This window comes from Gilliamella sp. B3367 (assembly GCF_026536825.1).
Taxonomy (GTDB): domain Bacteria; phylum Pseudomonadota; class Gammaproteobacteria; order Enterobacterales; family Orbaceae; genus Gilliamella; species Gilliamella apicola_E.
In genome coordinates, this window is sequence record NZ_JAFNNJ010000002.1 from 228,260 (window position 1) to 246,868 (window position 18,609).

The following is an 18,609-nucleotide window of genomic DNA, read 5'->3' on the forward strand; positions in this document are numbered from 1 at the left end:
ATTTAGAATTAAAAGGATTTTTAGTATCAAATAATCAAAAGATTAAGATTGATTGGATTAAGGATAATTTGGTCTTTACAAGGATGTACAAATAATGAAAACGAAAATAATAGTAGCTTTAGTTTTTTTTATTACTCTGATACAAAATGCGTATGGGATTAGGGCTTACAGAAGTTATTATACCCCACGAATTCATACGCATTATTCCTCTAGACACCCTTCAAGGGGTGGCGATGGAGATGATCCTTCTATATTTATCTTTTTTCTATTCGTCATGGCTGTTGGTGTCATTTTTTATCATATTTTCAAAAACCTACAAGAATCAAAACAAAAGAAAAAATTGGAAGAAGATAAACGTAAAAAACAACTTAATTCAGAAAACAGGAAAGATAAAAAAGATTAAGAAAAAAGAAGATGCAAATTCATCAAAAAGATGTGCAAATAATTTGGGAAAGAATAATAAATTATATGTTATCTATTATTTATAGGATTGCATTATGATAATTCAGGGATGACGATGTTTAACTTTTCAAGATTATTATTAATCTTTATCAATCGCGTGCATGGCTTTTTAAAATTATTAAAAAAAAGTTGAGGAGCGGGGTTTTTGAGGTTTAATTAGTGAGTAGTTCTTGAATTTTATCTTGTTTTTGGGTTAAAAATTGAATCTCAATCAAATTAGGCTATAATGCCGCTTTGTTTAAATTTTGTTATTTATGATGAATATTGGTTTTATCGGTGCGGGTAAAGTAGGTTGTACGCTGGCTAAATATTTTAAACATAATGGTTTACAAATTGCTGGTTTTTATAGTCGTAATGTGGACCAAGCGCAAATCGCAAGTGATTTTACAGAGAGCAAAACCTATTTAACGTTACCAAGTTTAGTTGATGATTGTGATTGTCTCTTTTTAACGGTACCAGATAGTCAAATTAGTCTGGTTTGGCAGTCACTTAGTCAGTTACCTATCAATGATAAATGGATTGGTCATTGCAGTGGTTTGCTAACTTCACAAATATTCACCATTCAACAAACTGTTCATCCACATTCGTTTTCTTTCCATCCTTTATCGGCTATCTACGATCGTTTTACCAGCTATAAAAGCATGGAAAAAATATCTTTTACTTTAGAAGCTGATCCAACGCTATTACCGGCATTACAAAAATTATTGTCGCCTTTGAGTAATTCGATAGCGATATTATCAGCAGAACATAAAGCGCTTTATCATGCAGCTTGTGTGATGTTGAGTAATCATGTAGTCGCATTAGCTCAAGTGGGCAGTGATATGCTAGAAAAATGTGGATTAGATAGCAGTTTTTGCCAACAAGCATGGCATACACTGTTTTTAGATAATGCTAAAAATATTTGTAATGTAGGACCAATCGAAGCATTAACAGGTCCTGTTGAACGAAATGATATCAAAACGATAAAACAACATCTTGCCAACTTACCGAATGATATTAAACCGTTATATCAACAACTATCGACAATATTAGTTAATATCAGTCGTCAAAAACATCCGGATAGGGATTATCATCAATTAGAAATGGAGCTGTTACCTTGAAAAATACAATTTTGACTTTACAACAACGCAAACAAAATCAAGAAAAGATCACCATGCTAACCGCGTATGACTATACGACAGCAAAATTGATGGATGATAGCGGTGTCGACTGTTTATTAGTGGGTGATTCATTAGGTATGGTTATGCTGGGTTATGAAAGCACAGTATCAGTCACTATGGACGATATGATCCATCACTCTAAAGCCGTGGCTAGAGGCGCTAAAAAAGCATTGGTTGTAACCGATTTACCGTTTATGTCTTACCATGCATCTGTTTATGATGCCGTACATAATGCTGGACGATTGATACAAGAAGGGAATGCTCAGGCGGTGAAGCTTGAAGGTGGACAAGCATTTTGTGAGCATATTAAGATGATCGCTCAAGCCTCAATTCCTGTCATTGCCCATATTGGCTTAATGCCGCAATCAGTATTAGCATTGGGTGGTTACAAAGTACAAGGTAAAAATTATCAAGCAGCAAAAGCGATTATTTTAGATGCTTTAGCTGTTGAACAGGCAGGCGCTGCGGCAATTTTACTCGAATGTGTACCTGCTGATTTAGCTAAATTTATAACTGAACTTGTTAGCGTTCCTACTATTGGGATTGGCGCAGGTCATGGTTGTGATGGGCAAGTTTTAGTCTATCAAGATATGTTATCTATGTATGATGGTGTATCGTCCAAATTTGTTAAATCTTTTGCCCCAATGGGTGATCAAATGAAACAGGCATTTGCGGATTATTGCCAAGAAGTTAAACAGCAACAATTCCCTGCACCTATTCATGAGTTTGCTATTGATGATGAGATCATGACCAAACTCAAATCTGAATTTTCAAACTAGCTTGGAAGGATAATAAACATGAAAGTTATAACCACTATCGATGAAGTCCGCGATCAGGTTAAATCATGGCGTAACAATGGCGAAAGTATTGGTTTAGTGCCGACCATGGGTTATCTGCATGAAGGTCATCAAAGCTTAATGGCTAGTGCTAAAAAAGATAATCAAAGAGTCATTGTTACCATATTTGTTAATCCAATGCAGTTTGGACCTAAAGAAGACTTAGCTAGCTATCCGCGTGATTTAGAAAGAGATAAAAAAGCCTGTCAGCAAATGGGCGTTGATTTGATTTTTTGTCCGTCCGCCGATGAAATGTATGATGCGAATTTCAATAGCTATGTCAATGTTAATGGTTTAACTGATGCGCTTTGTGGAAAAAAGCGACCAGGACATTTTAAAGGTGTTTGTACAGTTGTCACCAAACTATTTAATATTACTCAACCTGATCGTGCCTATTTTGGACAAAAAGATGCGCAACAATTAGCCGTCATTCAACGAATGGTACAAGATCTCAATATTCCCATCGAAATTATTGGTTGCCCGATTGTGCGTGAAAGTGATGGACTGGCTAAAAGTTCGCGCAATAGCTATTTGTCTGAACAAGAACGCCTAGCCGCTATTTGCTTATATCGTTCAATTGAACAGGCTAAGCAAATGATCAAAGCGGGTGAAAAATCAGTTGCGACCATCTTGAAGACCATGCAAAACGTGATAAATAATGAACCATTAGCTAAAATTGACTATATTGAATTTGTTGATTTTGCAACGTTAACCAATGTTGATGTATTAAAGCAAGATAGTCTATGCGCTTTAGCGGTTTATATTGGTAAAACTAGATTGATCGATAATTTTATTTATCATCATTAACAATCCATTTATTGAGATAAAAGATCGCTTATCGACAAGCGATCTTTTGTTTACCATATTCCTACCGTCTAGGAAAATCGATTTAATCAACGACTTTATTCGTCTAGCAATTTATTGTTATGTCTTTTTACTGTAGAATAATAGCCATTTTTATGCCTTGAATTAGGATTGATGCCTTTATTATGAAAAATACGACTTATAATCCACAAGAAATCGAACAACCTATCTATCAACATTGGGAAGAAAGTGGTTACTTTAAGCCTAATGGTGACAAATCTCAGCCTAGTTATTGCATTGCTATTCCACCACCAAACGTAACGGGTAGTTTGCATATGGGACATGCATTTCAACAAACTATTATGGATGCATTAATTCGCTATCACCGTATGCAAGGTAATAACACGCTTTGGCAATCAGGTACTGACCATGCAGGTATTGCTACCCAAATGGTGGTAGAACGTAAAATTGCCGCTGAAGAAAATAAAACTCGCCATGATTATGGTCGAGATGCCTTTATTGAAAAAATTTGGCAATGGAAAGCTGAATCAGGTGGAAGTATTACTAAGCAGATGAGACGTTTAGGTGATTCTGTTGATTGGGATCGTGAACGTTTTACGATGGATGAAGGCCTTTCTAATGCTGTTAAAGAGGTTTTTGTAAGACTTTATCAAGAAGATTTGATTTATCGCGGTAAACGCTTAGTGAATTGGGACCCAAAATTACGCACAGCAATTTCAGATCTTGAAGTTGAAAATCGTGAAGTTAAAGGATCAATGTGGCATTTGCGTTACCCATTAGCGGATGGTGCGAAAACGGCAGATGGTAAAGATTATCTTGTTGTCGCAACGACTCGTCCTGAAACACTATTTGGTGATACTGGTGTGGCGGTTAATCCTGAAGATCCTCGTTATAAAGATCTCATTGGTAAATTTGTTATATTACCTTTTGTCAATCGTCGTATTCCTATTGTTGGCGATGAACATGCGGATATGACAAAAGGTACCGGTTGTGTAAAAATCACACCTGCTCATGACTTTAATGACTATGAAGTAGGGCGTCGTCATCAATTACCGATGATTAATATCTTTACCTTTGATGGTGAGATTCGTACGCAAGCAGAAGTATTTGATACTAATGGTGAGTCAAGCACCGCTTACTCAACTGAGATTCCGACACAATTCCAAAATTTAGAACGTTTTGCTGCACGTAAATTAGTTGTTGCAGAGTGTGAAGCTCAAGGTATTTTAGAAAAAATTGAACCACATGATCTCACCATTCCTTATGGTGATCGTGGTGGCGTGGTCATTGAACCAATGTTAACCGATCAGTGGTATGTTCGCGCTAAAGTCTTAGCTGAACCAGCAATAGCTGCTGTAAAAAATGGCGATATTCAATTTGTACCTAAACAGTACGAAAACATGTATTTTTCATGGATGAATGACATCCAAGATTGGTGTATTTCGCGCCAATTATGGTGGGGACACCGAATTCCGGCTTGGTATGATAATCAAGGTAATGTCTATGTTGGTCGTGACGAAGCTGAAGTTCGCCGTGAAAACGGTCTATCTGCTGATATCGAGTTATCACAAGATGATGATGTACTTGATACTTGGTTCTCATCAGCGCTGTGGACATTCTCAACCTTAGGTTGGCCAGAAAAGACCGATGATTTAGCGACTTTCCATCCAACGAATGTTCTTGTAACTGGTTTTGATATCATCTTCTTCTGGGTCGCAAGAATGATTATGATGACGATGCATTTCATCAAAGATGAACATGGCAAACCTCAAGTACCTTTCAAAACAGTTTATGTAACTGGCTTGATTCGTGATGAAGAAGGGCAAAAAATGTCAAAATCTAAAGGGAATGTTATCGATCCTTTAGATATGATTGATGGGATATCACTTGCCGATTTATTAGAAAAACGTACTGGTAACATGATGCAACCACAGCTTGCTGAAAAAATTGCCAAACGTACTGAAAAACAGTTCCCTAATGGCATTGAAGCCCACGGTACCGATGCATTACGTTTTACTTTAGCGGCACTGGCGTCCACTGGTCGTGATATTAATTGGGATCTAAAACGTTTAGAAGGTTATCGTAATTTCTGTAATAAACTATGGAATGCTAGCCGTTATGTATTAATGAACACTCAAGATCACGATTGTGGATTTAAAGGTGGTGATTTAGAGTATTCATTAGCGGATAAATGGATCTTAGCGGAGTTTAATCAAACGGTGAAAACATACCGCGAAGCATTTGATACTTATCGTTTCGATTTAGCGGCTAATATCTTATATGAATTTACTTGGAATCAGTTCTGTGACTGGTATTTGGAGTTAACCAAATCAGTATTAGCTAATGGCGAGCAAAATCAACAACGAGCAGCTCGTCATACGTTAGTAACAGTCCTTGAAGCACTCTTGCGTTTGGCTCATCCAATCATTCCATTTATAACTGAAGCTATTTGGCAAAGTGTAAAACCATTAATGGCCATCAAAGCAGATACTATTATGTTACAACCAATGCCTGCCTTTGATAGCAAATTAGTTGATAATGAAGCAGTTGCTGATATCAATTGGATTAAAGATGCCGTTATCGCTGTTCGTAATATTCGTGCTGAAATGAATATTGCGCCAAGCAAACCGTTACAATTATTGATCAGAAAAGCATCACCGACGGTGCATCGTATTATTAGTGACAATGTCACCTTTATAGAGTCTTTAGCAAGATTATCAGAAATTGTCTTGTTAGATGAAAGTGAAGCAGGGCCATTATCGGTAACCAAATTGGTTGATGGTGCAGAGCTACTTATTCCAATGGCTGGTTTGATCAATAAAGATGATGAGCTAGCTCGACTTCAAAAAGAAATAGCTCGCATTGAAGGCGAAATTGCACGTATTGATAACAAGCTTTCCAATGCCAGCTTTGTTGATAAAGCACCAGCAGCTGTAGTGGCTAAAGAGAAAGAGAAACAACAAGGCTATGTTGCTGACAAAGCTAAATTACAAGAGCAGTATGAAGCAATAAAAAGTCTTTAAGGACATCAATAAAAAACCTCTCATATGAGAGGTTTTTTTATGATTAAAACTTGTAACCGACACCGAGCATTACAACCCAAGGATCGAGTTCGTATTTTGCCGTGACTTTAGTATTACCTAAATGAGTTTTAGCTTTAGTTTCAATATCGATATAACGGACTTGCGCGTTAATTAGCCAATTCTCATCTAAAGAATAATCAGCACCCACTTGTGCAGCCCAGCCCCAGGAATTATCTAAGTCTAAGCCATGAAAGCCTGCTTTCTTAGCTTCACCACTAAGTTTTTCATCAAAAAAGAAAGTATAGTTAACACCAAGGCCAACATAAGGTTGGAACTCATAGCTACTATCAAGCGGATACCACAGTGCGCTTAATGTTGGTGGTAAATGTTTAATTTTTCCTAAATGAGCACCGGATAAACCAGTAGAATTACCACCGCCAAGTTTCACTTGATGACTAAAAGGTGTGGCACCTAATAATTCAATAGCAAAATTATCAGTAATCATATATTGAAAATTCAGGCCTAGTTGCGTGTCATTATCGGCTTTAGCCTTAAGATCACTCTTTGCACCACCTACTTTAACATGATCACTTTTATCTTGAGGATGAACATAGACAGGACCACCACGGATGATAATTTGGTCGGCACTATGCGCCAGAGCGGCTGAGCTTGCTAATCCGAAAGTAACTAGCATAGCAATTGACGATACTCTCATTTTTATCTCCTTATTATATTTATATAAACTGCTAACTGAGCGTGATATATGCTTCATTAACAGACCGTTCTTTAATATAAAGCTTAAAAGGATTAACAATTACCTAAAGGTATTGATGAATATCTTAGCACCATAACATGAGTAATGATATGGTAGATTTTTTAGATGAATTAATTAATAGTGCTTTTTGTTCAATTGATTCAGATTCAATAGGTCAATTTGATTTAAATTCGCTTTTGATGACGCCAAAGCCACTTGCCACTGATAAGTCGATGATAAAAGAAGATGCTTCGTATAATCCAATCTAAGAACATACCAAACCAAACACCAATCACACCAAAGCCGAAATAAACACCAAAAATATAGCCCACTACAATACGGCACATCCACATACTGCCGATAGCGACCCACATGGTATAGCTAGCATCTTTCGCCCCTTTAAAACCATATGGCAAAACAAAGGATGACGCCCAGAATGGGGTAAATAAGGCATTAAACCAAAGTAAATGTTTGGAAATTTCGATAACTTCCTGATCATCGGTATAGAGCGAACTTAATAATCCAGCAAACGGAATGGATAAAAATGCTAAAAAGCAGAGTAATAAACTGGTTAAATGAAAGATATACTTAAGTTGCCGGGTTGGTTGATAGATTTGCCCCATACCAATGCGCTTACCAACGATTATGGTTGAGGTTGCGCCAAGTGTTCCACCTGGCAAATTAAGCAATCCAGCAATTGAAAACGCGATAAAGTTTGCCGCAATAGTCGATGTGCCCATGCCAGCAACAAAGGTCTGCGTGAGTAATTTTCCTATATTAAACATTACCGACTCAACGCTAGCCGGAATGCCAATCCCTAAAATATCAATCAGTATCTTGCCATTAAACGAATGAAAATAACTGCGAAGTGGGATAAATAATGCCCGGCTTGGTTTGATGGTCAACACCAACAAAATAAAAAACATCCCACAATAACGAGATGTAGTTAAACCAATACCTGCACCGATAAACCCAAGTCCTTGCCAACCGAAAGCACCATAAATTAGTACATAACTAATCGATAGATTCAGAATGTTCATAAGGATATTTAGATACATTGGAATTTTAGTATTGCCAGCACCACGCAAAGCGCCACAACCAACTAAAATAAAGGCAAGGGCAGGGTAACCTAAAACGGTTAATCTTAGAAAGGTTAGTGTTAATTCCTTAACTTCAGGATCAGCCTTACCGGCAATAATCTCAACAATCCAATAGCCTGAAAACTCAACGAACAGAAATAGTAAAATTGAGATTATTACTAATAGCGTAATAGATTGTCTTGCTGCTACTACTGCTTTTTTACGATTATGTCGTCCTAAACTAAACGCTACTACGACGGAAGTTCCGAGTGCAACCGCCATAAAAAAGGACATCACAATCATATTAAAGCTTTCGGCCAAACCGACGGCAGCCATCTCGGCCTTACCAATCCAACTTACTAAAAATGTACTGAATATACCCATTAAAATGACAGACAAATTCTCAATAAGAATTGGCATTGCTAAAGGATATATTTCGCGCCAGAATAGCACATTGTTTGAACGTCGTTTTTTATAAAGTTGAAGATTCTTCAATCGACTTAGAACATCCAATTTAAGGCCTAAAGTTTTATTCGATAATTTGTGGCTATTATAACGCCTTTATGTGATAAAAATGAAATTATGTTTTAAAAAAATGGCTATCAATTTTAATTGATATAATACTCAACATTGTCAGTGCATTGTCTCTTTAATCTATGATATTTAAGATTAAAAATTAAATGATTAGGTAATTTTAGTGCTGCTTATTGCCGTTTCTCTAGAGAACTTGTTATAAGTGGTGTTTGAAGAAGATGCTTTTTTCTAAGTAACTAAATCTTACTCACCATATTATAAAAGGATAAAATTTTCACTACATACTTATAGTGTTTATGTAAAAAGATAGCTTATCTTTATATGATTTCAGTGCGTGAAGATCAAACTTGATCCATTAAAATATGATTTAGCTATAGTAAAATTTCAATACATAATTAAGTAAAGGGCATAAATCTTTTTTAAGTGTTTAAAAAGTAATGTTGAGATAAGAAGAGATAATCATCAAAAAAAGTTGAGGAGCGGGGTTTTTGAAGCTTTAATTTTCTTCAAAAAGCGATCTTTTCGCCTTAAACTTGAACGCTTTTTCAGTTCGCTATATTATAGCTGCCTTATTTTCCATTATTTACTTAAGCAAACGTTAAAGAGTACGAATGTTAATCAACGCCAAAGATATTCTCGAAAAATTAAATCCTCATAATAAAGTGAATTATGATTCAATTTTAAAAGAAGTGATTGCTGATTGGCAGTTGGCAGCGGCTCGACCTAAGTTGTTAATCCATAGTTGCTGTGCACCATGTAGTACTTATGTACTGGAATATTTAGCACAGTATGCTGATATCACGATCTATTTTGCCAATTCAAATATTCATCCCCGCGTGGAATATGAGTATCGCAGTGTCGTTCAACAGAAGTTTATTGCTGACTTTAATCAAAAGACTGGCAACCAGGTGCAGTTTTTAGAAGCACCTTATCAACCGGCTGAGTTTATTAAACAGGTAGAGCATTTGCGTGATGCGCCAGAAGGTGGTGAGCGGTGCCATCTTTGTTATAAGATGCGGTTAGATTTGGCGGCGATTAAGGCGCAAGAGTTGGGCTTTGATTATTTTGCTAGTGCGTTAACGCTGAGTCCTAAAAAGAATAGTCAAAAAATCAACCAACTTGGTTTCGAAATTCAGGAAATTTTTTCAGTTAATTATTTACCTTCCGATTTCAAAAAGAATAATGGTTATAAGCGTTCTATCGAACTTTGTAAGGAGTACGATGTTTATCGTCAATGTTATTGCGGCTGTATTTTTGCTGCAAAAGCACAAGGTGTCGATCTGAAGAATGTAATTGCTATCGCTAAGCAAGGGCTGGAGAAAGTATAACTCGATATTGATCCTCTTCAAAACATCCAAAATGTCATTTCCCTAACAAATTGATTAAAAATCTGAAAGATTTCGCTATAATAATTTTATAAAAGAAGAATAATAATTATTTGTAATCCTATTATTGGTTAAGTCTAATTTTGCAAAATGTGAGTTTGTTTATGCCAAAAATATATAGGCTTGGATTGGATGTGGGTTCTACAACAGCTAAGTGTGTTGTACTCGATGAACAGGATAATTTTATTTATACCAATTATGTTCGTCATAACACCCATATTGTTAATACCGCTTTATCCCTTTTAGATGAAATTAAACAGCAGATTGGTGATGATGCTATTGTGTCGGTTAAGGTGACAGGCTCTGCTGGGATGGGGATTTCTGAGAAGGCCGGTATCGCTTTTATTCAGGAAGTTGTAGCCGCATCGGAAGTGGTACAACGCAAATATCCTGAGGTGCGAACTCTAATTGATATCGGTGGGGAAGATAGTAAGATGATCTTCTTTTTTCCTGATCGTCCGCCCGATATTCGTATGAATGGGAGCTGTGCTGGAGGAACCGGTGCCTTTATCGATCAGATGGCAACTTTACTTAATACCCCTGTGCAGGAATTTGACCTGCTTGCAACCAAACACGATAAAGTCTACCCAATCGCTTCTCGTTGCGGTGTGTTTGCGAAAACCGATGTGCAAAATTTAATTAGCCGTAATGTTTCCAAAGAAAATATTGCTTACTCTGTTCTACATGCAGTTTGTATTCAGTTAGTGAATACGCTAGCGCGTGGTTATGATATTGTGCCAAAAGTTATGCTGATTGGCGGGCCGTTTTCATTTATTCCAACTTTAGGCAAAGCCGCATTAGAAACATTAAAGTTAAATGAGGAACAAATTGTTACCACAGAGCATCCTACGTTATTGTCGGCTTGGGGAGCGGCAATCCATGCTATTGAACGTAGTGAACTTACTATCAATGATTTCATTGATAGACTAAGTGCGTCAAATAAGATTCAAGTCAATCAATCTTTTCGCTTAAAACCGTTATTTAACCAGTCGCTATCATTTAATGATTGGCAACAAAAACGCAAATATATCGAAATTCCTCGCCTAGCTTTAACCTCTTATCAAAAGCAAAACGCTTATTTAGGTATCGATAGTGGTTCAACAACTACTAAGATTACGCTGATTAGTGAGAATGATGAGCTACTTTTTACCTATTATGCACCCAATAATGGTCATTCAATCAAGGCATTAATTAAAGGGTTAACGGTACTTAAGGATGAGATTGAGGCATCTGGTAAAGAGATTGTAATTGTTCGTACTGGTGTTACTGGTTATGGTGAGGAGTTGTTGAAAGCAGCTTTTGCCATCGATGATGGTTTGGTTGAGACAATGGCTCATTTTGCCGCAGCTAAACATATCGACCCTAAGGTGAGTTTCATCATGGATATTGGCGGTCAAGATATGAAAGCCATTTTTATAGCCAATGGCGTGGTGAATCATATTGAGCTTAACGAAGCTTGTTCGTCAGGTTGTGGTTCATTTATTGAGACTTTTGCTAAATCCCTTAATTCCAATACTATTGATTTTGCTGATGCAGCGTGTAAATCCAATAATCCTTGTGATTTAGGAACGCGTTGTACGGTATTTATGAACTCTAAAGTGAAACAAGCACTACGTGAAAATGCGACTGTTGGCGATATTTCAGCTGGACTTGCTTTTTCGGTGATTAAAAATGCGATTCATAAAGTGCTAAAGCTTCATGATATGCGCAAGCTTGGCGATCATATTGTGGTTCAAGGTGGTACTTTTAAGAATCCTGCTGTGTTTCGTGCTTTAGAGCAGTTAACTGGTGCTCAAATCGCTACGTCCAATATTCCTGAATTGATGGGGGCTTATGGTGCAGCGCTAGTTGCGAAAAATCATTATATAAATAATCAAACCCCTTCGCAGTTTATTGGCTTAGATAATCTACAGAAAGCTGAAGATAATAAAGCTAAACCTTCACGCTGTAAGGGGTGTGAGAATAATTGCGATATTATGATTTATCGCTTTGCTAATGGTCAACGTTATTATTCCGGTAATAAGTGCGAGCGTTTTTTAAGCAATAATCAGCATCAAAATAAAAATGCATTTAATATGTTTGATTATAAGAATGCATTGTTATTCGATAGAGCTAATACGCATAATGTTGACGCTAAACTCCATATCGGAATCCCTCGTGTTTTAGGGCAATATGAAAATTTTCCATTCTGGCATACGTTGTTAACTAGAAGTGGAATAAATGTGACGCTTTCACCCTATTCGACATATGATCTTTATGAGAAAGGGGCAGGTACCGTGATGTCAGATAGCATCTGTTTTCCTGCCAAACTTGTTCATGGCCATATTTTGGAGTTAATAGAGCAGAAGGTTGATCGCATTTTTATGCCGATGGTGGTATTTGAGTCTGACCATTTTGATAATGCAATTAATAGTTATAACTGTCCGATTGTGAGTAGTTATGCTGAGGTGGTAAATAGCGCGATCAATCCAAAGACGAAATATAATGTACCGTTGGATTATCCAGTGATTAATTTTAGTGATCAGAAGTTACTCAAAAAAGGATGTATCAATTATTTAATGTCGCTCGGTATTCCTAAAAACGTGGCGAGTCAGGCTTTTGCACATGCATTAGTTGCTCAAGCTGAATATAAACAATCATTGAATAAAAAAGCTGTTGAGGTGTTGAATAATGCTAAAGAGACTGGTCGCTATGTGTTTATTTTAGCGGGTAGACCTTACCATAGCGATAGTTTAATTAATCATAAAACACCTGAGATTTTAAATGCGTTAGGTTGTGATGTCATAACCGAGGATTCCGTGTTGGGTGAAATCAGTCGATTATCGCCAGAGTTACAAATCTGTTCACAATGGAGTTACCCAAATCGATTGTATGCAGCAGCAAGTTTTGTTGCTGAGCAACCCAAAAATATTCAGTTTGTGCAACTTAACTCTTTTGGATGTGGTCCTGATGCAATTGTTACCGATGAGTGTAAGGCTATTTTAGAATCCAAAGGTAAGACATGTACGATTATTCGTGTCGATGAGATCACTGCAACTGGCTCAGTACGTTTGCGTTTGCGTTCGATTATTGAATCAATCTGCATGAATCATCAACAACCATTAAAAATAGTTAAGCGTAAAAATACGACTATTTTTGCTAAGCAAGACAAACAGCGCCGTACTATATTGGCGCCATTTATTTCAGATTTTTATTCTCCATTGTTACCTCCAATTTTTGCTTTGTCTGGCTATAAGCTTGAAATCCTTCCAAAACCAGACAAAAGTTCGGTCGAGTGGGGACTTAAATATTGTAATAATGAGATTTGTTATCCAGCAACGATTATTGTTGGAGATATTATTAAAGCGCTAAATTCAGGTAAATATCAGCGTGATGAAGTGGCTATCGGTATTACCCAAACAGGAGGCCAGTGCAGGGCGAGTAGTTATCTCTCTTTAATTAAGAAAGCAATGATTAGTAATGGTTATGAAGATATTCCGATTGTGTCGCTAAGTACAGGTAATATTAATGAAATCGAACAACCAGGCTTTAAACTTAACTGGCTCAAAACATTACCAACAACTTTTTTTGCTATGCTGTTTGCCGATTCGATTTCAAAGATGTTTTATTCGATTGCGCCTAGAGCAAAATATAAACAGCAAGCTAATCAGTTGAAAGAACTTTATATTAGAAAGTTACAACAAATTATCAATCAACATAAAGGCAAAAAGGCGATCTTTTTGCTGTTAAAAGAAGCTGTCGATCATTTCAATCAAATCGAAACCTTAAATAAAGATTGCCCTCAAATTGGAATTGTTGGGGAGATTTACGTTAAATATAACGGTTTCGGAAATCAAAATAGCATAGATTGGCTAGTCGAACAGGGAATAGAACCGGTTATTCCGCCAATGATCGAGTTTTTTGCTCAGTCTTTTGTTAACTATGATAGTAATGTTGATAATTATATTATCAACAAGAGTTTTGTTGCTTATTTTGTTCACTTTTTTGAAAAGGTAGCGCAGAACTACATTGATCAAACTAATCAGATTTTGTCGGGCTTTAAACATTATCAACCATTCCACAATATTCGTGATATGGCGACAAAAGCGAAAGAAATTCTTAGTTTAGCTAATCAATATGGTGAAGGTTGGTTAATTCCAGCTGGTATTATGACTTTTGCTCAACACGGTATTAATAATGTGATTAGTCTACAACCGTTTGGCTGTATTGCTAATCATGTTGTTTCAAAAGGGGTAGAGAAACGTATGCGTGACCTTAATCCAAAACTTAATTTGCTTTATTTGGATTTTGATGATGGCGCAGGTGAAGTTAATGTGCTTAACCGTTTGCATTTTATGGTGAGTTCATTAAAGTATACTCAATTACAACGTATTGTTTAATTATGGATAAAGGGACGAAAATGTTTTCTGTTTATCAATTAAAATCGCGCTTTCAAGCATTGCTTCGTCCTTATGTGAAGTTGCTCTATGATTCACAAATAACTGCCAATCAGGTGACATTAGGTGCTTGTGTTGGGTCGATATTAGTTGCTATGTTTGTAGGTTATTTTGCAGATCATCTATGGTTATTTTTGTTAATACCATTATGGATGTTTATTAGGATGGCACTCAATGCGATTGATGGTATGCTAGCAAGAGAATATAACCAAAAATCTAATCTTGGTTCTTATTTAAACGAGATTTGTGATGTGGTTTCTGATTCTGTATTACTATTAATCTTTACTCAATTGAATCAGGTCAATAACAGTTTAGTTATTTTAGTCGTTTTGTTATCTTTTTTAACTGAGTTTGTTGGAGTACTCGGTGTGATGATTGGTAGCTCACGACGTTATGATGGCCCCATGGGTAAAAGTGATCGGGCTTTTGTTTTTAGCCTAATAAGTTTAGGCATTTCTACCTATTTGTTACCACTTGATTGGCTTAATACTGTATTGTGGCTAATTATCTTTTTGTTATTAATTACGGTAGTTAATAGAGTTAGGAAGGGATTGCAAGAATCAACAAGTATCAAGGATTAGCTTATGCGTGAACAGCAGCAAAAAACATTTATTAGTCATGATGGTTGTCAATTATTCTATCGTTATTGGCCAGCTGTCGAGACTAATGATCAAATGACTTCAAAAGCAATTGTACTTTTTCATCGAGGTCATGAACACTCTGGACGAGTAGCCCATTTGGCTGATGAACTTGATTTACCTGACTTTCATATTTTTGCTTGGGATGCGAGAGGAAACGGTCAATCAGAAGGTGAGCGTGGTGATGCTCCCAATTTTGCCACGCTAATTAAAGATGCTGATTGTTTTATTAAGCATATCATTGAGGAATACTCTTTGACTATGCAAGATATTGCCGTTATCGCTCAAAGTGTAGGGGCGGTAATTGCAAGCGCTTGGGTGCATGATTATGTGCCAAATATTCGCGCCTTGGTTTTAGGATCACCCGCATTTAGCGTTAAGTTATATGTACCATTAGCTGTGCCAGGACTTAAGTTACTGTATAATCTAAAAGGAAATTTTTTCGTAAATAGTTATGTCAAACCGAATTTATTAACGCATGATGTTAGTCGGGCTGAATCTTTTAATAAAGATTCATTAATTACTCGACCTATTTCAGTTAGATTATTGCTTGATCTTTATGCGGTATCAGATCGAATTGTTAAAGATGCCAACGCCATTACTGTTCCCACTCAATTACTCGTTTCTGGCTCTGATTTTGTGGTGCGTCGTAAACCGCAGAAAATTTTTTATGATAATTTGGGAACAAACCAAAAAGAGTTCCATATCTTACCAAAATTTTACCACGATACGTTTGGCGAGAAAGATCGTTATATGGCTATCGATAGGGCGAGGCGGTTTATACAAGGCTGTTTTGCAAATCAACCCAATGTTCCGGTATTAACAAATGCTGATCGAGTTGGTTATACTCGCATGGAAACCGATAAATTAGCATTACCGCCTTCTGGATGGATTAAGTCATGGTATTGGAAGTGTGTTCGAGCGACCTTAAAACATGCTGGTAAAATGTCGGATGGTATCAAGCTAGGCTTAGAAACAGGATTTGATTCGGGTAGTACACTAGATTATGTTTATCGAAATGAACCTTCTGGTTCCTCTAAACTCGGTCAATTTTTTGATTATCTCTATTTGCAATCTATTGGCTGGCGGGGTATTCGACAACGTAAAAACCATTTAGAGCAATTGTTAAAGCAAACTATTGAAAAGCTACAATCTGATGAAGTCAACATTGTTGATATAGCTGCAGGACATGGTCGCTACATTCTTGAAACGATTAATCAAATTGCCCATAAACCAAATTCGGTTTTATTACGTGATTATAGTGATATCAATATTCGTGATGGGCGTATACTCATAGAACAACAAGGTTTAAGTGATATTGTCCGTTTTGAAAAAGGTGATGCATTTAGTCGTAATGAACTGTCACAACTATCTCCAAAACCTAATTTAGCGGTGGTTTCAGGTTTATATGAATTGTTTGATGATAATCAGTTATTACGTGAATCTTTGTTAGGGTTGTCCGATGTGATTCCAGCAGGGGGATATTTAATTTATACCAATCAACCTTGGCATCCTCAACTTGAATTTATTGCTAGAGCTTTAACCTCTCATCGAGAAGGGAAAGCATGGATTATGCGACGACGGACTCAGCTTGAGATGGATCAGTTAGTTGAGGAAGCTGGATTTACTAAAGTTACCATGTTGGTAGATCAGTGGGGTATTTTTACCGTTTCGCTTGCACAACGAAATTCGAATTAATTATGTTAAAAGTATATAACCGACTTAACTTTTATAAGTGTATATGGTTAGTCGGTTTATCGGTGTTCTTTTTTACTAGTTACAATTTTGCTAACTGGTTTACGTCTCAACGTGAGGGGGTTCCGAGTCTTTTTTTTAGTTGGGAACGTAATATTCCACTTTGGCCATGGACGATTGTTCCTTATTGGTCTATCGATCTCATGTATGGTTTTGCCATTTTACTAACATCTTCATGGCAATCTCTTAAGACTCTTGGTTTACGGCTGTTAACGGCGCAAGTCATTTGTATTATTTGTTTTTTGCTTTTTCCACTGAAATTCTATTTTGATCGTCCGGCTTTGGACGGATTTTTTGGATTGATGTTTGATATTTTGATGGGATTTGATAAGCCATTTAATCAAGCTCCTTCATTACATATTACGTTATTAGTAATTTTATGGCAGTTTTACGCTAACTATTTTCGTGGATTGAGTCGTTATCTTTTACATATTTGGTGCTTGTTAATTGGACTTTCAGTTTTAACCACTTGGCAGCATCATTTTTTTGATATTCCAACTGGATTATGGGTTGGGTGTTTTTGTATTTGGTTATGGCCGGATAAGAGAGAAAAACAGATAAAACATCGATCGTCAAGCTATTGCTGGGCTTTGATTTATTTTGGCTTGAGCTTGTTATCACTGGCCGTTGTTGTCTATTATTCTGTATGGGCTCTATTATGGTTGGCAGGTGCTTTGTTATTGGTTGCTGCTAACTATTTGTTCTCATCAGACTTTCAAAAACAACAAAATGGCCATTTTAAGCTTCCCGTTATTTTCCTTTTTTTCCCATATTTTATCATTATGTGGCTAAATTCAAGGATATGGACAATCAGACATCAAACTGATGATTTGATCGTTGATGAAGTTTATTTAGGCCGCATTCCATCCAGTCAAAGCTTAAAGCAAAATCATTATAATTCGGTAGTAGATTTGTGCGCCGAGTTACCAATTGGGCATTTTAAAGGTGCATATACTCTTATTCCCGTTTTAGATATGACCCCACTTTCGCAGGAAGAGTGTCAACAAGCCGCGAAAACTATTGAACTTTATCATCAACAAGGTAAATTATTAGTTTGTTGTGCTTTAGGTTATTCTAGAAGTGCAACCGCTGTGATTGCGTGGTTATTATGGACGAAAAGAGCCAATAATCTACAAGAAGCAATAAATAAAGTAAAAGCCTGTCGGAATTCGATTGTTATATCTAACCAACAACAATTGATTTTATCCAATTGGTTTTCAACGATTAAAGAAGGGATAGGGAGATGTTAAGTTCGGACCCATTGCAAAATAGTATTAGCAAAACCGATTTGGAGATATTTTGTCATTATTTATCAATTAGCAGACAGATTGATATTTATTCTATGCTTTTATCCGTATTGGGTGCTTTTGTTGCTTTGATAAGTTTTGGGGAAGGGGCTTTAACCATTTTTTGTTTGATTATTTTTCTCCTTGGTTTAGTAAGTAAATATTACGCTATAAGAGTCGCTTTTGATAAAAAGTTATTTGAATATTTAGCCAATCATTCAGACCATTTGCAAAATGAGTTGTTGGCGATGGATAAGGCGTTAATCAATTTAAAACTCATTAATGCTCCAACATTAAGGACAGTGGATGATCGCCAAAAGGGAGTTTTATCGCTGTTAAGATTCCAAATAATTTTATTTTTATTACAAAATTGTTTAATCGTTTTTGCTGTCATTAATGGTATTATCAACAATTAACGGATTTTTTTGTAACATTA

General features: G+C 36.5%; 13 protein-coding genes. 11 read left to right on the forward strand and 2 right to left on the reverse strand.

Annotated elements, in window-relative coordinates; all coding sequences use genetic code 11:
• Positions 1-94: 94 nt before the first annotated feature.
• The 5 genes from J3U23_RS04065 (at position 95) to J3U23_RS04085 (ending at position 6,306) form a co-directional block, all read left to right on the forward strand.
• The gene (locus J3U23_RS04065) at positions 95-403 is read left to right on the forward strand and encodes a hypothetical protein (RefSeq protein WP_267336902.1); all 309 of its coding nucleotides are present in this window, start codon (positions 95-97) and stop codon (positions 401-403) included.
• A gap of 313 nt (positions 404-716) precedes the next feature.
• Positions 717-1,562, forward strand: coding sequence for a Rossmann-like and DUF2520 domain-containing protein (locus tag J3U23_RS04070; RefSeq protein ID WP_267338558.1), 846 nt, complete (start codon positions 717-719; stop codon positions 1,560-1,562).
• Positions 1,559-2,401, forward strand: a complete 843-nt coding sequence (panB, locus tag J3U23_RS04075; RefSeq protein WP_065563502.1) for a 3-methyl-2-oxobutanoate hydroxymethyltransferase — start codon at positions 1,559-1,561, stop codon at positions 2,399-2,401. Before J3U23_RS04070 ends, panB begins: the two co-directional genes overlap by 4 nt.
• 18 nt (positions 2,402-2,419) lie before the next feature.
• Positions 2,420-3,265, forward strand: a complete 846-nt coding sequence (panC, locus tag J3U23_RS04080; protein ID WP_267338559.1) for a pantoate--beta-alanine ligase — start codon at positions 2,420-2,422, stop codon at positions 3,263-3,265.
• A 182-nt stretch (positions 3,266-3,447) separates the two neighbouring features.
• Positions 3,448-6,306: a valine--tRNA ligase gene (locus J3U23_RS04085; protein ID WP_267338560.1), complete on the forward strand. Its 2,859-nt coding sequence runs from the start codon at positions 3,448-3,450 to the stop codon at positions 6,304-6,306.
• Positions 6,307-6,349: 43 nt separating this feature from the next.
• Here J3U23_RS04085 and J3U23_RS04090 read toward each other — a convergent pair whose 3' ends face one another.
• Both J3U23_RS04090 and J3U23_RS04095 read right to left on the reverse strand, forming a co-directional pair.
• Positions 6,350-7,021: an OmpW/AlkL family protein gene (locus J3U23_RS04090; RefSeq protein ID WP_267330290.1), complete on the reverse strand. Its 672-nt coding sequence runs from the start codon at positions 7,019-7,021 to the stop codon at positions 6,350-6,352.
• Between the two features lie 224 nt (positions 7,022-7,245).
• Positions 7,246-8,634, reverse strand: a complete 1,389-nt coding sequence (locus J3U23_RS04095) for an EmmdR/YeeO family multidrug/toxin efflux MATE transporter (protein WP_305082835.1) — start codon at positions 8,632-8,634, stop codon at positions 7,246-7,248.
• Between the two features lie 650 nt (positions 8,635-9,284).
• Here J3U23_RS04095 and J3U23_RS04100 point away from each other — a divergent pair.
• From J3U23_RS04100 to J3U23_RS04125, 6 genes are all read left to right on the forward strand, one after another.
• On the forward strand, positions 9,285-10,001 hold the full coding sequence (locus J3U23_RS04100; protein ID WP_065563497.1) for an epoxyqueuosine reductase QueH: 717 nt from the start codon (positions 9,285-9,287) through the stop codon (positions 9,999-10,001).
• Positions 10,002-10,162: 161 nt separating this feature from the next.
• Positions 10,163-14,437, forward strand: a complete 4,275-nt coding sequence (locus J3U23_RS04105; protein ID WP_267338561.1) for an acyl-CoA dehydratase activase-related protein — start codon at positions 10,163-10,165, stop codon at positions 14,435-14,437.
• Positions 14,438-14,457: 20 nt separating this feature from the next.
• Positions 14,458-15,075 (forward strand): CDP-alcohol phosphatidyltransferase family protein, encoded by a 618-nt coding sequence (locus tag J3U23_RS04110; protein WP_267338562.1) that lies wholly within the window; start codon positions 14,458-14,460, stop codon positions 15,073-15,075.
• Between the two features lie 3 nt (positions 15,076-15,078).
• On the forward strand, positions 15,079-16,830 hold the full coding sequence (locus J3U23_RS04115; RefSeq protein WP_267338563.1) for a bifunctional alpha/beta hydrolase/class I SAM-dependent methyltransferase: 1,752 nt from the start codon (positions 15,079-15,081) through the stop codon (positions 16,828-16,830).
• Positions 16,831-16,892: 62 nt separating this feature from the next.
• The gene (locus J3U23_RS04120) at positions 16,893-18,137 is read left to right on the forward strand and encodes a phosphatase PAP2/dual specificity phosphatase family protein (RefSeq protein WP_267338565.1); all 1,245 of its coding nucleotides are present in this window, start codon (positions 16,893-16,895) and stop codon (positions 18,135-18,137) included.
• Positions 18,131-18,589, forward strand: a complete 459-nt coding sequence (locus J3U23_RS04125) for a hypothetical protein (protein ID WP_267338567.1) — start codon at positions 18,131-18,133, stop codon at positions 18,587-18,589. Before J3U23_RS04120 ends, J3U23_RS04125 begins: the two co-directional genes overlap by 7 nt.
• The last annotated feature ends 20 nt before the right edge of the window (positions 18,590-18,609 follow it).